Source organism: Belliella aquatica, from assembly GCF_014637795.1.
GTDB lineage: Bacteria > Bacteroidota > Bacteroidia > Cytophagales > Cyclobacteriaceae > Belliella > Belliella aquatica.
On record NZ_BMFD01000001.1, the window covers coordinates 603211 to 621263 of the forward strand.

Sequence of the window (18053 nt, forward strand, 5' to 3'; positions counted from 1 at the left end):
AAATAAGAGTTTAATCTCCGTATATCAGATTTTCACCCCCCTAGTCATCTCTTTTTTTCCTGGAGGTCCTGGCAGCGTTTCTACTTTTAATCCTAATTCTTCCAAATCTCTTTTTAATTTTCCTTTTGCAGAATAAGTAACGAAAACTCCACCTGGATTCATTGCATCGACGACTTTAGACAGCATTTCCTTTGTCCATAACTCAGGTTGTTTATTGGGTGCGAAGGCATCGTAGAATACTACATCGCATGGATAAAGTTGTGCCTCTTCCAATCCGACACTGTCTTTTTTCATATTGAAATATTCCGTCACTACTCCACCTTCATTCCAAGGCTCCTGATGGATAATCTGAAAAAATGGCTCATAATGCATGATCGTTTCATCGATCTTGGTATAATTCAGCTGACTGTATATTTTCTCTTCCAATGGAAAAGGTTCTATGCTGTGATACAATACTGGAGTTTTATTTTGCTCTGCCCAAACTAGAGAAAGCCAAGCATTCAAGCCTGTTCCAAAACCCACTTCGAAGATTCTGATCGGCTGAACGCCTTGATTGCGTACAAACCAGCTTTCTAATCCATAAAGCATAAAAACGTGTACGGATTCCCGATATGCACCATGGAAAGAGTGATATGCTTCGTTGATTTCAGGTAAAAACAAAGAATGAGAACCGTCTTCGGTTGTGATGATTTTGACTTCTTTTGCCATATTTATTTCTTTTCGATCAATACTGCACAGTAGGCAGAAACGCCTTCTTGCCTGCCTACAAAACCAAGTTTTTCTGTCGTAGTTGCCTTGATAGAAATATCATCTTCTTCAATCCCCATCACCTCTGCCAAACATTTCTTCATTTCAGGAATATGTGGATTTACCTTAGGGAGTTGAAGGCAGATTGTCGTGTCAATGTTTCCTACTTCATAGCCTTGCTCACGAATCAAAAGCATCACATCTTTAAGCAAGATCTTGCTGTCTATTCCTTTGTATTGTGGGTCTGTATCTGAAAAATGGAAACCAATGTCTCTCAAATTAGCTGCACCTAGAAGTGCATCACAGATAACGTGAATTAACACATCTGCATCCGAATGCCCAACTGCACCTTTTTCGTGTGGCACTTGTATTCCACCTAACCAAAAGTCGTAACCTTCTTTCAGCTGATGCACATCATATCCGAATCCAACTCTAATTTTTCCCATTTTATTTAAATTAAATTAAATCGTGTGATTTTTCTTATTTCTTGGCTATTATATCTTCGGTCTTACCTCTTGTATCTTACCTCAACCTTAACTCGAAGCTTTACTCTTATAATAGATGACAGAAGAATTTTCTTCTCTCAGAATTGTATTAGCCCAATCCAAAATCTTTTCGGAAGGGATTTGGATTTTCTTCTGATAATCCAATTCATGCAAATCAGGATTGCCCAAATGTGCATAATATGCCAAGCTCATCGCTCTATTCAAAAGCTGAATGGATTCATAAGTTTTCATCGCTTCTGCTTGATTTCTTACTTTATGGAGGATGCTATCTGATATGGTATTCTTTTTGAATTCTTCCACCACCTCGTCCAAAGCTTTTTCGGCAGCCTCTGCACTTTGTCCTTTTTCCATCTTTCCAGAAAACACCATCAATCCAGGATCCACTGTGCCCAAAACATATCCACCAATTGAAGCGAAGATATTTCCGTTTTTGACAAGTTGCTGCTCGAGTGTCGAAGATCTGCCGAACCCTAGGATATCAGTAATCAAATCAGCTTCCAAATACCCTTCTTGCAATTTTCCCGGCATGTGATATACTTTGTAAAGTGCATCAGTTGGGACATCTGCTTCTATGGTGATAGCTTTTTTACTTACTTGAGGAAGTTCCTCTGTGATGGTTTTCTTAGGGATTTTTCCAGAAGGGATATCAGCAAACCACTTATCTGATAGTTTTTTAATTTGGTCTAGCGTGACATCTCCAGCAACTACCATGACGGCATTGTCAGGGCGATAGTGAGTGTAGTAGAACTCTTCTACAAACTCCTTTTTGTAATTGACGATATCTTCTATATCTTTTCCGATCGTAGGCCACTGATAAGGATGTCTATCATAAGCCAAATCTCTGAGGTGATGGAATACATCCCCGTAAGGTTGGTTGAGATAGCGCTGCTTGAATTCTTCGATAACCACTTTCCTTTGTGTCTCGATGGTCTTTTCGCTCAAACTCAAGTGCAACATTCTCTCAGACTCTAGCCAAAAAGCAGTTTCAATGTTTACTGCCGGCAAAGTGATATAATAATTGGTAATGTCTGTATTTGTGAATGCATTGCAAGAGCCACCAACTTTCTCCAAAGCTGTATCGAAAACAGGTACATGCTTCGTGCCTCCAAACATCAAGTGTTCGAAGTAATGTGCAAGACCGGTTTTTCCAGCGATTTCGTTTCTAGAGCCAACTTTATACAGGATGTTGACTACGGCAATTTTGGTGCTGTGGTCTTCGTGAACCAGCACTTGCAAGCCATTATCCAGTACGAATTGTTGGTAGTTAATCATATTTTTATTTTGAGCAAAGCTAAACAATTAATGTAAAATGACTGAAAATTGTTTAATTAAAAGCTTTCCGCTTTGTATCCCGATTTTTCAATGGCTTCGATGATCGTTTCGGTTGTCACCTCTCCTTCTACGGTCAAAATGCGATCAGGATGTGAAAGATCCACTTTCCAAGTTGCGTTATTTATTTTTTCCATTTCAGGAGTGATCGTAGCGACACAAGCGCCACATTTTACGTTTGTTTTGAATTGTTGCGTTTTCATATTTTTTAAATTTAAAGTCAATTATTTTCTTAATCTTAAACTATTTGCCACGACGGAAACAGATGATAAAGCCATCGCAGCGCCTGCAATCATTGGATTGAGAAGGAATCCGAAGGCAGGAAATAACACCCCCGCGGCCAAAGGAATTCCAATCACATTATAGATAAATGCCCAAAAGAGATTCTGTCGGATGATTTTTACGGTTTTTTTTGTCAATCCGAGCGCTTGAGGAATGTGATTCAGATCAGAATGAACCAAGGTGATCTCAGCTATATCCATGGCAATGTCAGTTCCCTGTCCCATCGCGATGCTCAAATCTGCCACACTTAATGCTTCACTGTCATTGATTCCATCTCCAACCATCGCGACTTTTTTACCCTTGGCTTGAAGCGTTTTGATGTATTGTGACTTGTCTTGCGGAAGCATGCTTGCAGCGACTTGGTCTATGCCAACTTGTGATGCAATATAGGAAGCAGTCTTCTGCTGATCACCGGTTACCATATGAACTTCTATACCCATCTCCTGCAATCGGCTGATAGCTTTTTTGGAATTTTCTTTGATCTGATCGGCAATTTTGAAGAAGCCAAGTATTTGCTCGTTCTTGGCAGCGAAGACGACAATAGCCCCTTCTTCTAAAGCTTGATTTGCTTCAGCTTCTAGATCTTCATCAAGCCCAAGTCCTTCATTTTTCAACCATTTTAGATTTCCTATTTTGTAGGATTTACCTTCAAATTCTCCTTTGACACCGTTACCTGTGATACTTTTGAAGTTTTGAATCGTGACCAATTCTTCATTTAGATAGGCTGATATAGCACTTGCAAGTGGGTGTTCACTCTTCTTTTCCAAACTGTAAAGTGCTTTTGCGTCAGCGGAATTATAATATTGAGTTTGTCGGAAGGTGGAGACTTTCGGCTTCCCTTCTGTGATGGTGCCGGTTTTGTCTAGGATGATGGTGTCTATTTTAACTCCTTTTTCCAAGCTTTCGGCATCTTTGATCAAAAAGCCCATCTCGGCACCTCGTCCCATCGCTGTGATAATGGCAGTTGGAGTGGCGAGTCCAAGTGCGCATGGACAAGCGATTACAAATACTGTCACCATGGCAAGCATTCCTCTAAGCCAAGGTTCTTCCACACCGCTAAATCCCCAGACCAAAAGCGTAATCAATCCAATCAATAAAACTACAGGGACGAAAATAGAGGCGATTTTATCTACCAGCTTTTGAACGGGAGCTTTGGAGCCTTGTGCCTCTTTTACTCTGCTAATGATTTGAGATAATAATGTGTTGGCACTTACTTTTTCGACCTCAAAGACAAAGCTTCCAGATTGATTGATAGTACCTGCAAAAACTTTGGAGTCAAGTGTCTTCATGACTGGAATAGGTTCTCCTGTTAGCATATTTTCATTGACATAAGATTCACCTTCGATGACTTTGCCATCCAAGGGGATTTTTTGGCCAGGTTTAATCAGCACTTTTTCTCCTAGTCTTACCTCGTTTGTTTTTTTGATGATTTCTTTGTCATTTTCCAGCACTGTCAAATCATTTGGTTGCAGTCCCATCAATTTTCTAAGCGCTTCACCTGTTCCCGCTTTTGCACCTGCTTCTAAGGTTTTTCCCAAGAGAATAAAAAATTGAATAACTGCAGCAGCTTCAAAATAGACATGTGGCGCTATCCCCTTTTGGCTGAGGTATTCTGGGAAAAATGTATTGAAACTACTGTATAGATAGGCTATTCCGGTACTGATGGCGACAAGGGTGTCCATGTTTGCTGTCAGATTCTTAGTCTGGTTCCAGGCATTTTTGAAAAATTGATTGCCAAAAACCAACAATATCGGTGTCGTCAATGCCCACATGATGTAATTTCCATAGGGCATATTCATCCAAAACATCCCAATCAAAAATACAGGTAACGCCAGAATCCCAGCATAGATTGTTTTTTTCTTTACATTGAGATAGGCTTCCTTCTGCTTTTCATCAAGTTCCTCCTGCGTGATATCCGCAATAAGGAGATCGTAGCCAGTTGACCGTACATGGTTTTGTAAATCTTCTAAGCTTACTTCTTTTTCTTCCCATTCCAATGTTGCTGCATGGTTGGCATAATTGACATGGGCAACTTTGACTCCGGGGGTATTCTTTAATGTATTTTCGATAGAAATGGCACAAGCGGCACAGCTCATTCCATCTACAGGAATTTCTTTCTTTTTCATTTTTTTATGCTTTGGTTTGTAAAGGTAGAATCCTTTACGCTGCCAGACTTACATAATTTTTGATTTTAATAAACAGCAAAGCACCGTTTTTTTAATTGACACCTTTCGAAAATATCATAATGTTTCTTTTTTTTCTGATCATTAATTCGACATTGAAATAACTTTAGATTGGGAAAAGATAAATATTAAGAATGATCTAAATTCTACAAGTAAAGCTACCCTTCTAAAACCGTGTATTATGTATTGTCTTTCATTTTGATGTTTAATTATGAACGTCAAACATTCTTGACAATCATTTATTGAAATATATGAACGTCAAATGGAGTTTAAATGCACTAGATTATATTTTTACATATCCAATTTTCAGAAATAACAGATTTACTTCAAAAAGTGGGATTCCGGGTCCAACAGCAGCTAGATTCACACGCATGCTTTTAGAAAAAGAGCTTATAAGAACTATCGAAGAATCATCAGGTAGAAGGCCTGCTCTTTATGCTTTTGAACCGTTATTAAAACTAGTAAGAGTTTAGAATTGATAAACAGCGATAAATCTTTTTAAATGTCCTGAGATTTATTTAATGAAAAACGTTTTATAATCCCTTTGGTCTTCATGATCCTAATATTTTTTTTACATTTGGAACTGTATGTTATAAACAAAAGGTTAATAAAAAGGAATGAATAACTTCACTTCATTTTAACCCTAAAACACACCCTAAATTCAATAAAACATTGATTATCAAGGCTTAAAAAACTTTGTTAACAAGTTTATTGAACTTGTACCGATAAACATCATTTTCAACCCGATATTTCCATGATCAAGGCAACAGTGGACCCCGCCTGTACAGGCCAATTCTCACAATTATTTTTAGATTATATCCAAGAAAAACCAGAATTAAGGGACTTTTACAGTCAATACCCTAGAATTGAGAATTTCGATAAGCTGATCGAAGCCAAAAAATTCACTGCTGAAAAAAGAGAAATTCTGGTTCAATCCTTGAAAAGCCAATATCAGGAAATAGATTTCTCAGATGATTTTGCCGAACAGATTGAAAGTCTCGGGAAAGAGAATACATTCACAGTTACCACAGGTCATCAGCTCAATTTATTTACTGGGCCATTATATTTTATTTATAAGATTGTCTCGACGGTTAATTTGGCCAAACAGTTAGGTAAAAAGTATCCTCAACATCATTTTGTGCCAGTTTATTGGATGGCAACAGAAGACCATGATTTTGATGAGATCAATTATTTCAAACTTGATGGAAAAAAGTATCAGTGGAATTCAGATCAAAGTGGCGCAGTAGGAGATTTTGAGTTAGACAAATCATTTGCTGAATTCCTGAAGTCTGTGAGTTTTGCTCCGGATTTCTTCAAAGAAGCATATTCAAGTTCAAAGACGCTGGCAGAGGCTGTGAGAAAATATGTTCATCATCTATTTGGTGAAAAAGGTCTTGTGATCGTTGATGGAAATGATTCTGAACTGAAAAAACTGCTTATTCCAGTTATAGAACAAGATATTCTAACTGGTGTTGCTAATGAAAAAGCTCAGGAGCAAACAGATAAATTAGAAGCATTAGGTTATAAAAGTCAGATTTTCCCGAGGGAGATCAATTTTTTCTACATGGAAAATGGGCTTCGCGAAAGAATAGAAAAGCGGGATAAAACATATTACATTTTAGATACAGAATTGAAGTTTGAGGAAGAGGAGATTAAAGCTCTGATTCATAATTGTCCTGAAAAATTCAGTCCAAATGTTGTATTGAGACCACTATATCAGGAAATGATTCTTCCAAATATTGCTTATTTGGGAGGGCCTGCGGAGGTGATTTATTGGCTGCAGTTGAAGACTGTATTTGATCATTTTGGGGAAGTATTTCCTGCGGTGATGCCGAGAAATTTTGCTTTGGTTTTGGATTCTTTGACAGTCAAAAAGATGAACTCACTAAGTTTATCTAATGAAGATCTCTTTTGTGATTATATAGCTTGGAAGAAAAGTTTTGTAGCAGAAAAATCCAGTTTAGACATTTTTCTGAAAGCCGAAAAGGAGAAACTATCGAGAATTTTTGAAGAATCAGGAACTGAGGCATCGCAGGTTGATCAAAGTTTGAATAGTGCTTACGAAGCTGCAAAAGTCCGAGTGAGTAAAATTATGGATCATCTTTCCGGAAAAGTAAGAAAAGCTGAAGAAAGAAGGTTAAGGATTGAAATTGGAAGGATGGATGCGATAAAAGCATTTATCAATCCCAATGGAAGTCCTCAGGAAAGGGTTGAGAATTTCATGAAATTCTACCTTGAAAATCCGTATTTCATCGATGAATTGCTTGGCCTATTTGATCCATTTGATTTTAACTTTATGATTTTGAAGCCAGAAAATGACTAAAGAGGAAATTCGAGTTTTATTTAAAGAAAAGCGAAAACAGCTTAAGGGGGAAGAGATCGATCGCTTATCGATTCAGATTCGACAAAGAGTCCGTGATTTTTTAAATGAAAGAAAACAGCTTCGTCACATTCATCTATTTTTGCCGATATTGAAATTGAAGGAAGTTGATGTGTTCCCTTTGATAGATGAACTCCTTCAGGAAGGGCATGAATTATATACGTCGATTTTGGATGCAAAATCAGGAGTTTTGGAAACAGTTTGCCTAACCGACATTCAGGATTTAGATCATGATTCTTGGGGCATTCCTATTCCACGTCAAAAACAAGTGGTTTCTACAGATCCAATACAATTGGTTTTGATACCCTTATTGGCATGTGACAAAAATGGGAATAGAATCGGTTATGGAAAGGGGTATTATGATGGTTTTTTAAATACCCTAGCGTCAGACGTTTTGAAAGTAGGATTAAATTTTTTTCAGCCTATTGATCAAATTGAAGCAGAATGGCACGATATTCCCTTAGATGTTTGTATCACGCCCTCAGAGGTGTTTTTATTCTGATTATTTGATATATTTATTCAAAACAACACACGAAATGAAAAAAGTTATTTACACACTAATCCTATTTGCCTTTATGTCATTAGGAAATGAGGCCTTAGCGCAAGGTTATAATACCGGAATAGGTCTTAGAGCAGGTTCTGGTAACGGTCTTACTGTGAAGCATTTTATAAGCCAAAAGGCTGCATTAGAAGGTATCCTTTATACCCGTTGGAGAGGATTAATCGTTGGTGGACTATATGAAGTTCACAATGATATTCGCGAAGTTCAAGGGCTTCAGTGGTTTTATGGTGGTGGAGCTCATTTGGGTACTTGGAATGCCAATAGAGGTAATACACCTTGGGGTGAACCAAATAGAAGTTATACAGTATTCGGGCTAGATGCAATTATTGGTTTGGATTACAAATTTCAAGATGCTCCAGTGAACTTGTCCTTAGATTATAAGCCTGCTTTCAATTTCTCTGGTTATAATGGTTGGTGGGGTGATGAAGTAGCCTTATCAATAAGATTCACTTTCTAAAATTTAAAATATTGCAATTGTCAAAAGCCGTAGAATTAATTCTATGGCTTTTGTTTTTTATTAGTCTTTTATAAATTTTTTTGTAAAAAAAGAAGAATAAAATTTTTTAGATGCTTTATTCTTAGACATATTTTAATCTTTTATTGTTTAGTTAAAAAATTAGGTAATAATTTACTTTTTTAACAAAAGTATGTCGTAACAATAAAATATTTTTAAAAAAAGTAATAAATATTTAAAATTTTAATAACAGGTAATGAATAATGTTTTCGATAGATAATTTTTATTATAACCAATTTTCAATATTGTAAAGTAGAATCGTTTTATTTTTTTTATTATAAACCAAATAATCAACTTATTTACCGATTAAATTAAGAATAAACCACTCTTAATTGATTATTTCCTTATTATTTTATTATACATTGTTCAATATTTTATTTATTTTTCTATATCGGAAAAAATTATATATTTTTTATATAAAACATAATATTTACAACAAAAATAGCTTAGTTGTATGATTTTGATATTTGCATGAATTGGGCAATATTTACTGTCTAACTAAACTAAATTACCTTATGAGAAAAGCTTTACTCTTTGTTATTGCGCTTTTCACGTTATCACTCAGTATAGAAGTGACAGCGCAACAGCGGCAAGTTTCGGGGACAGTAATTTCTAGTGAAGATAATGAACCTCTACCAGGGGTAAATATCTTGATTAAAGGAACAACCCGAGGAGTGATTTCAGATTTGGATGGAAGATATTCTATCCAAGCGGATGCAAATGAAACTTTAGTATTTTCATTTGTCGGTTTTGTTTCCAAAGAATTTATTGTTGGAAACAGATCAAATATCAATATAACACTAGATCCAGATGCCAAAACACTTGGAGAAGTGGTAGTCGTGGGTTACGGTAGTCAAACTAAAGGTGACCTAACGGGAAACATCGCTTCCGTTAAAGGAGCAGACTTAGCAACTATTCCTGTTCCGAATTTCCAAGAAGCACTTCAAGGAAGAATGGCAGGTGTTTTTGTGGAATCTTCCAGTGGTAAATTGGGAGAAGGAGTTAAAATCAGGGTCAGAGGTACTACGTCAATCTCTGGTGGTAATGACCCTCTTTACGTCATCGATGGTGTACCAATGACTTCGTCGGGAGGTATTGGTTTATATAATCCACTCTCAGATATCAACTTTAATGATGTAGAGTCATTTGAAGTATTGAAGGATGCTTCTGCAGCAGCCATTTATGGTGCTCGTGCCGCAAATGGGGTTGTTTTGATTACAACCAAATCGGGAGTAAAAGGGAAAACTAAATTCAATGTAGGAATTCAAAGGGGTGTCTCTTCACCTACTAGATTGAGAGAGTTCTTGAATGCGGAAGAGTTTGTAGAGTTAATGAGAGAATCCGGCGATAATGTTGGGGATTTAGCTTTTGTGGAATCTAGACTTGATAGATACTCTGGTTGGTCAGACTGGAGAACTAACGAAACTGACACAGATTGGCAGAAAGAAGCTTTTAACCCTGATGCTGGAACTACAAATGTGAATTTCTCGGCTTCAGGAGGGGATGAAAAAACCCGATTCTTTTTCAGTGGTGCTTATGACAATCAAACTGGTATTTTGATCAGAAATGACTTCGAGAGAATTTCAGGAAGATTGAATTTAGATCATAAAGTAACTGAAAGATTTACGCTTGGGGCAAACTTTGGATTGAGCAGAACGCAGAATAATAGATTGGCTGATGATAACCAATTCAATAATCCAATTCAATTGGTAGCACTTGCACCAATTACACCAATCAGAGATCTGAATGGTCAGCTTTATGATAGACCAACGGCTACATACTATAATAATCTAATAGATTCTGAAAATGCCCAATGGTTAAATACTTCTTTTAGAAACATCACCAATATTTTCGGTGAATACAAAATAAGAGAAGATCTGAAATTCAGATCTGAATTCGGTGTTGATATTTTCAATCAGAATGAGGAGCAGTTTTTTGGTTCAAGAACCAATCTAGGTCTTTCTACCAATGGTTTTGGTAGATCTAGATGGACGCGAATTTTCAATTACAACACCAATAATTACTTTACATACAACAAAGTATTTGCTGAGAAACATAATTTTGAAGCAGTGGCTGGGATGTCATTCCAAAAGTCTGATCAGTATTTTACTTTTGTAGAAGGTCAGGAGTTTCCTTTGGACGAGTTAAGAACTTTAGCTTCGGCGGCTGAAATTACTGGAGGTTCATCTTCAGTAACCAACTTTACATTCTTGTCCTATTTCTCAAGAATCAACTATAAGTATGCAGATAAATATTTAGCTACTTTTAGTGCAAGAGTTGATGGTTCTTCAAGATTTGGTGACAATAACAAATACGGTTTCTTTCCAGCTGCATCTGTAGGTTGGTTGGTTTCTGAGGAAAGCTTCTTAAAGGGCAACTCAAAATTGAGTCTCTTGAAAGTAAGAGGGTCTTATGGTCTAACGGGGAATGCTGAAATTGGAAACTTTGATCATTTGGGACTTTTTGGTTCTTCTTCGTATGCATTGATTCCAGGATTGAGACCTTCTCAGATTCCAAATCCTAATTTGACTTGGGAAAAAACTGCTCAACTAGATTTGGGAATTGAATTCGCCTTATTCAATGATAGAATTACGGGGGAATTGGATTTCTATGACAAAAATACCACTGACCTTCTTTTGAATGTGCCTGTACCTGCTACTTCTGGATTCAACATCCAAAGGCAGAATATTGGTAGAATGCAGAACTATGGTTTTGAAGTAGTTTTAAATTCTGTCAATGTTGCTAAGCAGAATTTTACTTGGAATACATCTTTCAACTTTGCTAGAAATATCAATAGAGTGAGAGAATTAGCTCCAGGTCAGGAATCAATACCTCCAGCTTCTTCTAGATTCTTGAATGGTGTGTTTATTGGTCAATCCATTGGGGTATTCTATGGTCCAGCTTATGCAGGAGTAGATCCTGCCAACGGTGACGCATTGTATTATTCTAATGCTGAGAAAACTGAAACAACCAATAATTACAATGACGCCGAAAGAATGTTTGTTGGAGATCCAAATCCACGATTCTTTGGAGGTCTGACGAATAGTTTTACTATTGGTAATTTCGATTTGAGCATTTTATTTCAGGGAGTATTTGGTAATGATATCTACGATGGTGGTGGCGGATTCTTCGCTGCTAACGGAGATTGGTTTGATAACTCTACCTTAGATCAAATGAATAGATGGCAGAATCCTGGTGATATTACAGATGTGCCTCAAGCTAGATTAGGTGAGTGTAATGGATGTAATGCGTCAAGTAGATACATTTCTGATGGGAGTTATTTGAGATTAAGAACGATGACTCTTGGTTATTCTATTCCTAAGGCTACTCTAGAAAGATTCAAGGTAAGTTCAATGAGGGTTTTCTTCACGGGACAAAACTTACTGACTTTCACGAAATATAAAGGATGGGATCCTGAAGTAAATGCAGATTACCTCGCTAGCAACGTATTCCAAGGCAATGATTTCTACTCAGCGCCTCAGGCAAAAACATTCTCTCTTGGTATTAATGTTGGATTTTAATTAAGAAAAGAAGATGAAAAAATATATAATAACAGGACTAATCAGTTTGACTGCAATTTTCAGTAGTTGCGATGATCAACTGTTTCAGACACCTTTTCAAAGTATAGATCAAAGTTTAGCATTGAATAGCGATGCTAATGTGAAAAGTGTATTGATCGGTGCATATGGAGAGATGAGAGGGACGCCACTTTATGGAGGAAGATTACAGCTTTTTTCCGAAATGCTTGGCGCAAATAGTGAGGTAAGATGGGAGGGTACTTTCAATCAGCCAAGAGAAATGTTCAACAAACAAATCTTTGTAAACAACTCCTTTGTAGAAGGTACTTGGGCTGCAGCTTATAGAGCAATCAATATTTCAAATAATGTTCTTTCTGCACTTGATGTGGTGAATGAATCAGACAGAGCAAGAGTAGAAGGAGAGGCTTTATTTATTAGGGGGTCAATGTACTTCGAATTGATTAAACTTTATGCCCAGCCATGGTCGAGTGGAAATACAACAACTAACCTTGGTGTTCCGCTGATCTTAACTCCAACTAGAGCAATCACGGAGGAGAATTTTGTTTCTAGGAATACAGTAGCAGAAGTTTATCAGCAAATTCTTGATGATTTGAATAGAGCAGAGTCTCTTTTGCCGGCTGTAAATAGCTTTTTGGCTCGTAATTATGTTGCCGCTGGACAGCTTTCTAGAGTGTATCTTCAAATGGAAAGATTTGCTGATGCAAGAGATGCTGCTAATAGAGCTATTAATGCAGCTACGACAAACGGTAAAAGTTTGATACCTGTTTACATGAATGCCTTTAATACAGACAATGATTCCAATGAGGATTTATTTACTATTCAAGTGAATACTCAAGATCCTGCAAATGATATGTTCACATTTTATTCCTTGCCGGAGTTTGGTGCTAGAGGTGGGGATGTGTCAATTCAGCCAGTACACATCGATCAATATGATTTACTAGACAATAGAAGAAGTCAGTTTTTCTTCTCAGCTGGTGAAGAAAGAACTGCTAAATGGAGAGATCAATTTAAGAATGTGAAAGTGATGCGTTTGGCAGAATTATACCTGACAAGGGCAGAGGCTAACCTAAGAGAAAGCACCTCTGTAGGTGCGACACCTTTGGCTGATGTCAATAGGATAAGAGCAAGAGTTGGTTTGCCTCCGCTATTGACTGTTTCTGTTTCTCAGATTTTGAGAGAAAGAAAACTTGAATTGGCTCACGAAGGCCATTCAATCCACGATATCAGAAGAACCCGTGGAACAGTAACTGAAGGTAGCACAAGTTATCAGTTCAATGATCCAAGAATGGTATTCCCTATTCCTCAAAGAGAAATGGATGCCAATCCAAATTTGGTTCAGAATCAAGGGTATAATTAATTAAACATCAATGTAAGTTTTATATAAGATTCCAAACGAAACTTATATTATTAAAGAGGTTCTGCAAAGAGCCTCTTTTTTATTTTGTATAGATTAAACTTATCAAAATTTAATATAATAAATATATATAAATTCGAAATCTAGTATAGTTTTTCTAAGGTTTTTTTTGATTAAACATATATTTGACTCATATTTGTTAGTTAAATAAAATATAAAATAATGAGAAAAGCTTTACTATTAATTGTTACGCTATTCGCCTTTTCACTTCATGGAGAAGTATGGGCGCAACAGCGACAGATAACTGGGACGGTATTATCCGCTGAGGATAATTTGCCTTTACCAGGTGTGAATGTTAGAGTTAAAGGCTCTACAAGAGGTTCTGTCTCCAATATTGATGGGGAATATTCTATTCAGGCTTCTAATGATGAAACTTTGATCTTTTCATTTATCGGGTTTACTACACAGGAAGTTTCGGTAGGAAACCGATCAACGATAGATCTGACTTTAGAATTAGATTCAAAAATCTTAGGAGAAGTTGTAGTTACTGGTTATAAGACTCAGAATTCAAGAGAAATAGCAGGTTCAGTAAATGTGGTATCTGGCGAACAAATTCGTGAAGTTCCTATTGGTTCTTTTGACCAGGCTTTACAAGGAAGAGCGCCAGGCGTATTGATACAGGCAAACTCTGGACAGCCGGGAGCAGCAGCTTCTGTGACAATCAGAGGTAAGGGTACAATCAATGGTTCGAATGATCCTTTGTATATTTTGGATGGTATTCAAATTACAGCTGCTGATTTTGCTACATTGAACCCAAATGATTTTGAATCTTTTTCGATTTTGAAAGATGCTTCTTCAACTTCTATTTATGGATCGAGAGGAGCAAATGGTGTAATCGTGATTACTACCAAACGTGGTAAAAGTGGAAAAACTAGAGTGAATTATGATTTTCAAACTGGATTTTCTCAAGCACCTAGCCATCCTGAGCAAGTAATGAATACAGCTGAGAAGTTGGAATATGAATTGGCAAATGGTAATCCTTATGGTTGGTCTAACGCAGAGTTAGAAGAGCTTAGACAAACGGATACCAATTGGGAAGATGTCTTGTTGAGAACAGGCTATACTCAGAATCATCAGATTTCAGCTTCAGGTGGAAATGATAATACTACCTTCTTCTTGTCAGGATCTGTATTTGATCAAACAGGTACTGTTCCTAATACAGATTTGAAAAGATATACTGCAAGAATGAATGTTGAGACGAAGTTGAATAATTTCACTTTCGGTATGAACGTATCAGGTGGTTATTCTAAGTTTAACAATACGCTAGAAGGTGATTCTTTTATTGGATCTCCATTGAATGCAATCAGATGGTCTAACCCTTATGAAACACCATATCAGGCAGATGGAAGCTACACTCAGTTAGTTTCTGGTCAGCCAAATGCACTTCAAGAGCTATTGCAAAACCAAACATTGCGTAACCAAATTAAAGGGGTTGCTATTGGATTTGTTCAATATGATGCTCCTTTCCTAGAAGGGTTGTCATTTAGAACGAATTGGGGTATAGATTATACGCAAAATGAAACACAACAATATCTTGATAGAGAGTCGTATAGAGGCTTTATCGCTCAAGGTAGAAATGGTAGTTTGGATAGAGGTTTCAACAGAAACTTTAGATACACAGGTACTACTTCAATTAGCTACAAAAGACAAATTAATGTAGATAATGAATTTAGTGTATCCCTATACAATGAAGTATTGGACAATGATTTCAGAAGCTTTGGTTTTACTGGCTTTGGATTAGTAGGTCCTTTCCAGAATGAAGCAGGGATTACTCCAGGTAACCCACTTAATGGTTTTATTCCAGTTGTAAGAGGTAATGGCGGTCAGAATGCTTTAGTTTCTTATTTCGCGGATGCGACTTATGGATACAAGGGAAGGTATTTTTTAAGTGGAGGTATTCGTCGTGATGGTTCATCAAGATTTGGTGCTGATAATAAATACGCAACTTTTGGTTCTTTGGGAGCAAGTTGGATTGTAAGTGATGAAGAATTCATGCAAAGTCTTAAAGGTAATTTCTTTAATGAATTGAAATTTAAGATCAGTTACGGTACAGTAGGTAACCAAGAAGGTATTGGTAATTTTGATTCAAGAGAACGTTTAACAAGATCTATCTTTAATGGTATCGGTGGTTTTGCTTTATCTGGTTTGCCTAATCCTGCTTTAAGATGGGAGAAGCAAAGAATGTTTAATACAGGTGTGGAATTTGCCTTAGCAAAAGGGAAAATCAACGGTATTGTTGAATATTATGATAACGTAACAGATGACCTTTTCTTAAATAGACAACTTTCTAGAACATCAGGTTTTGTTTCTCAAAACACCAATATTGGTAGCATGAGAAACAGAGGAGTTGAAGTATCTTTCATTGGTAAGGTTATCGATAAGGCTGATTTCAAATGGGAATTAAGTGCGAATATTACCTACAATCAAAATGAAGTACTTTCTTTAGTAGGCGATCAAGACGAATTTATTTCTGGTGATTTTATTACTAGAATAGGAGAACCTATCAATAGTTTATATTTGGTAAGATTCGATGGTGTTGATCCAGCGAATGGAGATGCACTTTATTTGAATTCTAATAATGAAACTACCAATGTCTATAATCCAGCTGACAGAACTATTTTAGGAACTACTGATGCTCCTTGGTTTGGTGGTTTTGGCACTATGTTTAGTTACAAAAACTTTAGATTTGATGCGTTATTTAGTTACGTATCAGGTAATGTTCTTTATAACAACGATAGAAATAACATTGAAAACCCTGCTTACCTGTTTGACAACTTGTCAAGAGTGATGATCAATGAGTGGAGAACTCCAGGTCAAATTACTGATATACCAGCTGCAGATAATCCATTCTTCTCTGGTACAAGCAGATTTGTAGAATCAGGAGATTTCATCAGATTAAGAAATGTGAATTTATCATACACAATTCCATCAGCAACAATTGAGAAATTGAAAATTGCATCCTTGAGAGTATTTGTTCAAGGACAAAATCTTTTGACTTTCACAGATTTCAGAGGATTTGATCCAGAATTATCAGGTAACCTTATTGGTTCTCAATATCCTGCTCTTAGGACAGTTACTTTTGGTGTTAATGTAGGATTTTAAAATAAAGAAGACATGAAATTTAAATATGTAATTCTAAGTCTAGCAATGGTATCTGCTTCAATGCTGATATCTTGTAATGATGTAATTGATATTGAGCCAGAATTCGTTCTTGACGGTACTCAACGTTTTAAAAGTCTTGATGATTATGAGTTTTCCTTAATTGGAACCTACGCTCAATTTAGGTCTACGGCTTATTATGGAAATGCTTCTGGTCCAGCCGGAGGGTTTTCAACTATGCCTGATATGATGTCAGATAATTTGACCGAAACAGGTGAGTCCTTAGCTAACTTCAGACAGTTGGTTAATTGGGATTACGCCTCTGATAATGGAGCCATAGAGGGATTATGGACAGCAGCTTACAGAATCATTGCACAAGCTAATGTTACATTGAGAGGGATTGATGAATTTGCTTCAGAGAATCCAGGTCAATACAATAGAATCAAAGGACAAGCACTAGCAATTAGAGCATATGTTCATTTTGATCTTTTGAGATATTTTGCTGATGATTTGGGAGTAAACTCGACCACTCTTGGTGTACCTTACAAAACTGAATTCAACCAAGACAATATTGCAAGACCAACTGTTGCTCAAACATGGCAAGGTATCTTTGCTGATCTTGCTGATGCGAGAGCTTTGCTAGGAGATGTAGACAGAACTGTTAATAGTTCTGGTAATTTTTCTTTAAGAGCAAATATTGATTTGATTACTGTGGACGCAATATTGGCTAGAGCTTATTTATATTCTCGTCAATATGACCAAGCGGTAACTGCTGCAACTTCGGTAATTAATCAAGTTCCTTTAGCTCCAAGACAAAGTTTTGGTGCGATTTGGAGAGATGAGAATATCGGAAGCAATGAATTGATCTGGAGTATTCCATTTAATTCTGGTGAAGGAACTCCAGCAGCTAATGTTTACTTTGCAAGCGGAAATAGATCTTCATTCAGACCATCTTCTGAAGTTTATGGGCAGTATGATCAGGTAAATGACATCAGATTTGCTTCATATTTCCAAAGGGTGGGAAATAGAGATGTAGTGAGCAAATATTTAGGAAAAGGTAATTTGAGAGATGGTATTGTCAACTGGAAAGTTATCCGTGTAAGTGAAATGTATTTGATCAGAGCGGAAGCTTATACCAATATTCCAGGAAATGATCTTAATGCATTAGCAGATCTTAATTCTCTTAGAACTGCTAGAATCGCTGGATATGTGCCTGCGGTTCTTGTTGGACAAGGGTTGAGAGATGCTATTGAATTGGAAAGAAGAAAAGAACTATTTGTAGAAGGCCATAGATTCTTTGATGTGAAAAGAACAGACAGAAACCTTGTTAGATCAGACTGCGGTACTAATTTCACAAGTTGTTCTTTGGTGTCAGGAAATAGAGCTTGGGTTTGGCCAATTCCTATTGGTGAAATCATCGCTAATGATTTGATTAATGACGAGGATCAAAATCCAGGTTATTAATTTAACTTTTAAGAAGTATCAGTAAAAGAGGCTC

At 36.7% G+C, this 18053-nt stretch carries 13 protein-coding genes; 8 read left to right on the forward strand and 5 right to left on the reverse strand.

Going from position 1 to position 18053, the window contains the following annotated elements; translation table 11 throughout:
- Positions 1-24 precede the first annotated feature (24 nt).
- The 5 genes from mnmC2 to IEV57_RS02555 all read right to left on the reverse strand — a co-directional run bounded on the left by mnmC2 (position 25) and on the right by IEV57_RS02555 (position 4990).
- Complete coding sequence (gene mnmC2 / locus IEV57_RS02535; protein WP_188439308.1) at positions 25-708, reverse strand: tRNA (5-methylaminomethyl-2-thiouridine)(34)-methyltransferase MnmC2; 684 nt, start codon at positions 706-708, stop codon at positions 25-27.
- A gap of 2 nt (positions 709-710) precedes the next feature.
- Entirely contained in the window at positions 711-1193 is a 483-nt protein-coding gene (gene ispF / locus IEV57_RS02540) for a 2-C-methyl-D-erythritol 2,4-cyclodiphosphate synthase (protein ID WP_188439310.1), read from the reverse strand.
- Positions 1194-1280: 87 nt separating this feature from the next.
- On the reverse strand, positions 1281-2525 hold the full coding sequence (locus IEV57_RS02545) for a M16 family metallopeptidase (protein WP_188439311.1): 1245 nt from the start codon (positions 2523-2525) through the stop codon (positions 1281-1283).
- Positions 2526-2581: 56 nt separating this feature from the next.
- On the reverse strand, positions 2582-2785 hold the full coding sequence (locus IEV57_RS02550) for a heavy-metal-associated domain-containing protein (protein ID WP_188439313.1): 204 nt from the start codon (positions 2783-2785) through the stop codon (positions 2582-2584).
- A gap of 21 nt (positions 2786-2806) precedes the next feature.
- Positions 2807-4990, reverse strand: coding sequence for a heavy metal translocating P-type ATPase (locus tag IEV57_RS02555; RefSeq protein WP_188439315.1), 2184 nt, complete (start codon positions 4988-4990; stop codon positions 2807-2809).
- Positions 4991-5298: 308 nt separating this feature from the next.
- On the opposite strand from IEV57_RS02555, the gene IEV57_RS02560 reads away from it, so the two are divergent.
- From IEV57_RS02560 to IEV57_RS02595, 8 genes are all read left to right on the forward strand, one after another.
- Positions 5299-5520 carry a hypothetical protein gene (locus IEV57_RS02560; RefSeq protein WP_188439317.1) on the forward strand — a complete coding sequence of 74 codons (222 nt, stop codon included), beginning with the start codon at positions 5299-5301 and terminating at the stop codon, positions 5518-5520.
- Positions 5521-5801: 281 nt separating this feature from the next.
- Complete coding sequence (gene bshC / locus IEV57_RS02565; RefSeq protein ID WP_188439325.1) at positions 5802-7370, forward strand: bacillithiol biosynthesis cysteine-adding enzyme BshC; 1569 nt, start codon at positions 5802-5804, stop codon at positions 7368-7370.
- Positions 7363-7929, forward strand: coding sequence for a 5-formyltetrahydrofolate cyclo-ligase (locus IEV57_RS02570; protein WP_188439327.1), 567 nt, complete (start codon positions 7363-7365; stop codon positions 7927-7929). Before bshC ends, IEV57_RS02570 begins: the two co-directional genes overlap by 8 nt.
- Positions 7930-7963: 34 nt before the next feature.
- A complete protein-coding gene (locus IEV57_RS02575; protein ID WP_188439329.1) occupies positions 7964-8446 on the forward strand; it encodes a hypothetical protein in 483 nt (160 codons plus the stop codon).
- A gap of 572 nt (positions 8447-9018) precedes the next feature.
- Entirely contained in the window at positions 9019-12024 is a 3006-nt protein-coding gene (locus tag IEV57_RS02580) for a SusC/RagA family TonB-linked outer membrane protein (protein ID WP_188439331.1), read from the forward strand.
- Positions 12025-12037: 13 nt separating this feature from the next.
- The gene (locus IEV57_RS02585) at positions 12038-13399 is read left to right on the forward strand and encodes a RagB/SusD family nutrient uptake outer membrane protein (RefSeq protein ID WP_188439332.1); all 1362 of its coding nucleotides are present in this window, start codon (positions 12038-12040) and stop codon (positions 13397-13399) included.
- Between the two features lie 219 nt (positions 13400-13618).
- Complete coding sequence (locus IEV57_RS02590; RefSeq protein ID WP_188439334.1) at positions 13619-16558, forward strand: SusC/RagA family TonB-linked outer membrane protein; 2940 nt, start codon at positions 13619-13621, stop codon at positions 16556-16558.
- A gap of 12 nt (positions 16559-16570) precedes the next feature.
- A complete protein-coding gene (locus IEV57_RS02595; RefSeq protein ID WP_188439336.1) occupies positions 16571-18019 on the forward strand; it encodes a RagB/SusD family nutrient uptake outer membrane protein in 1449 nt (482 codons plus the stop codon).
- The last annotated feature ends 34 nt before the right edge of the window (positions 18020-18053 follow it).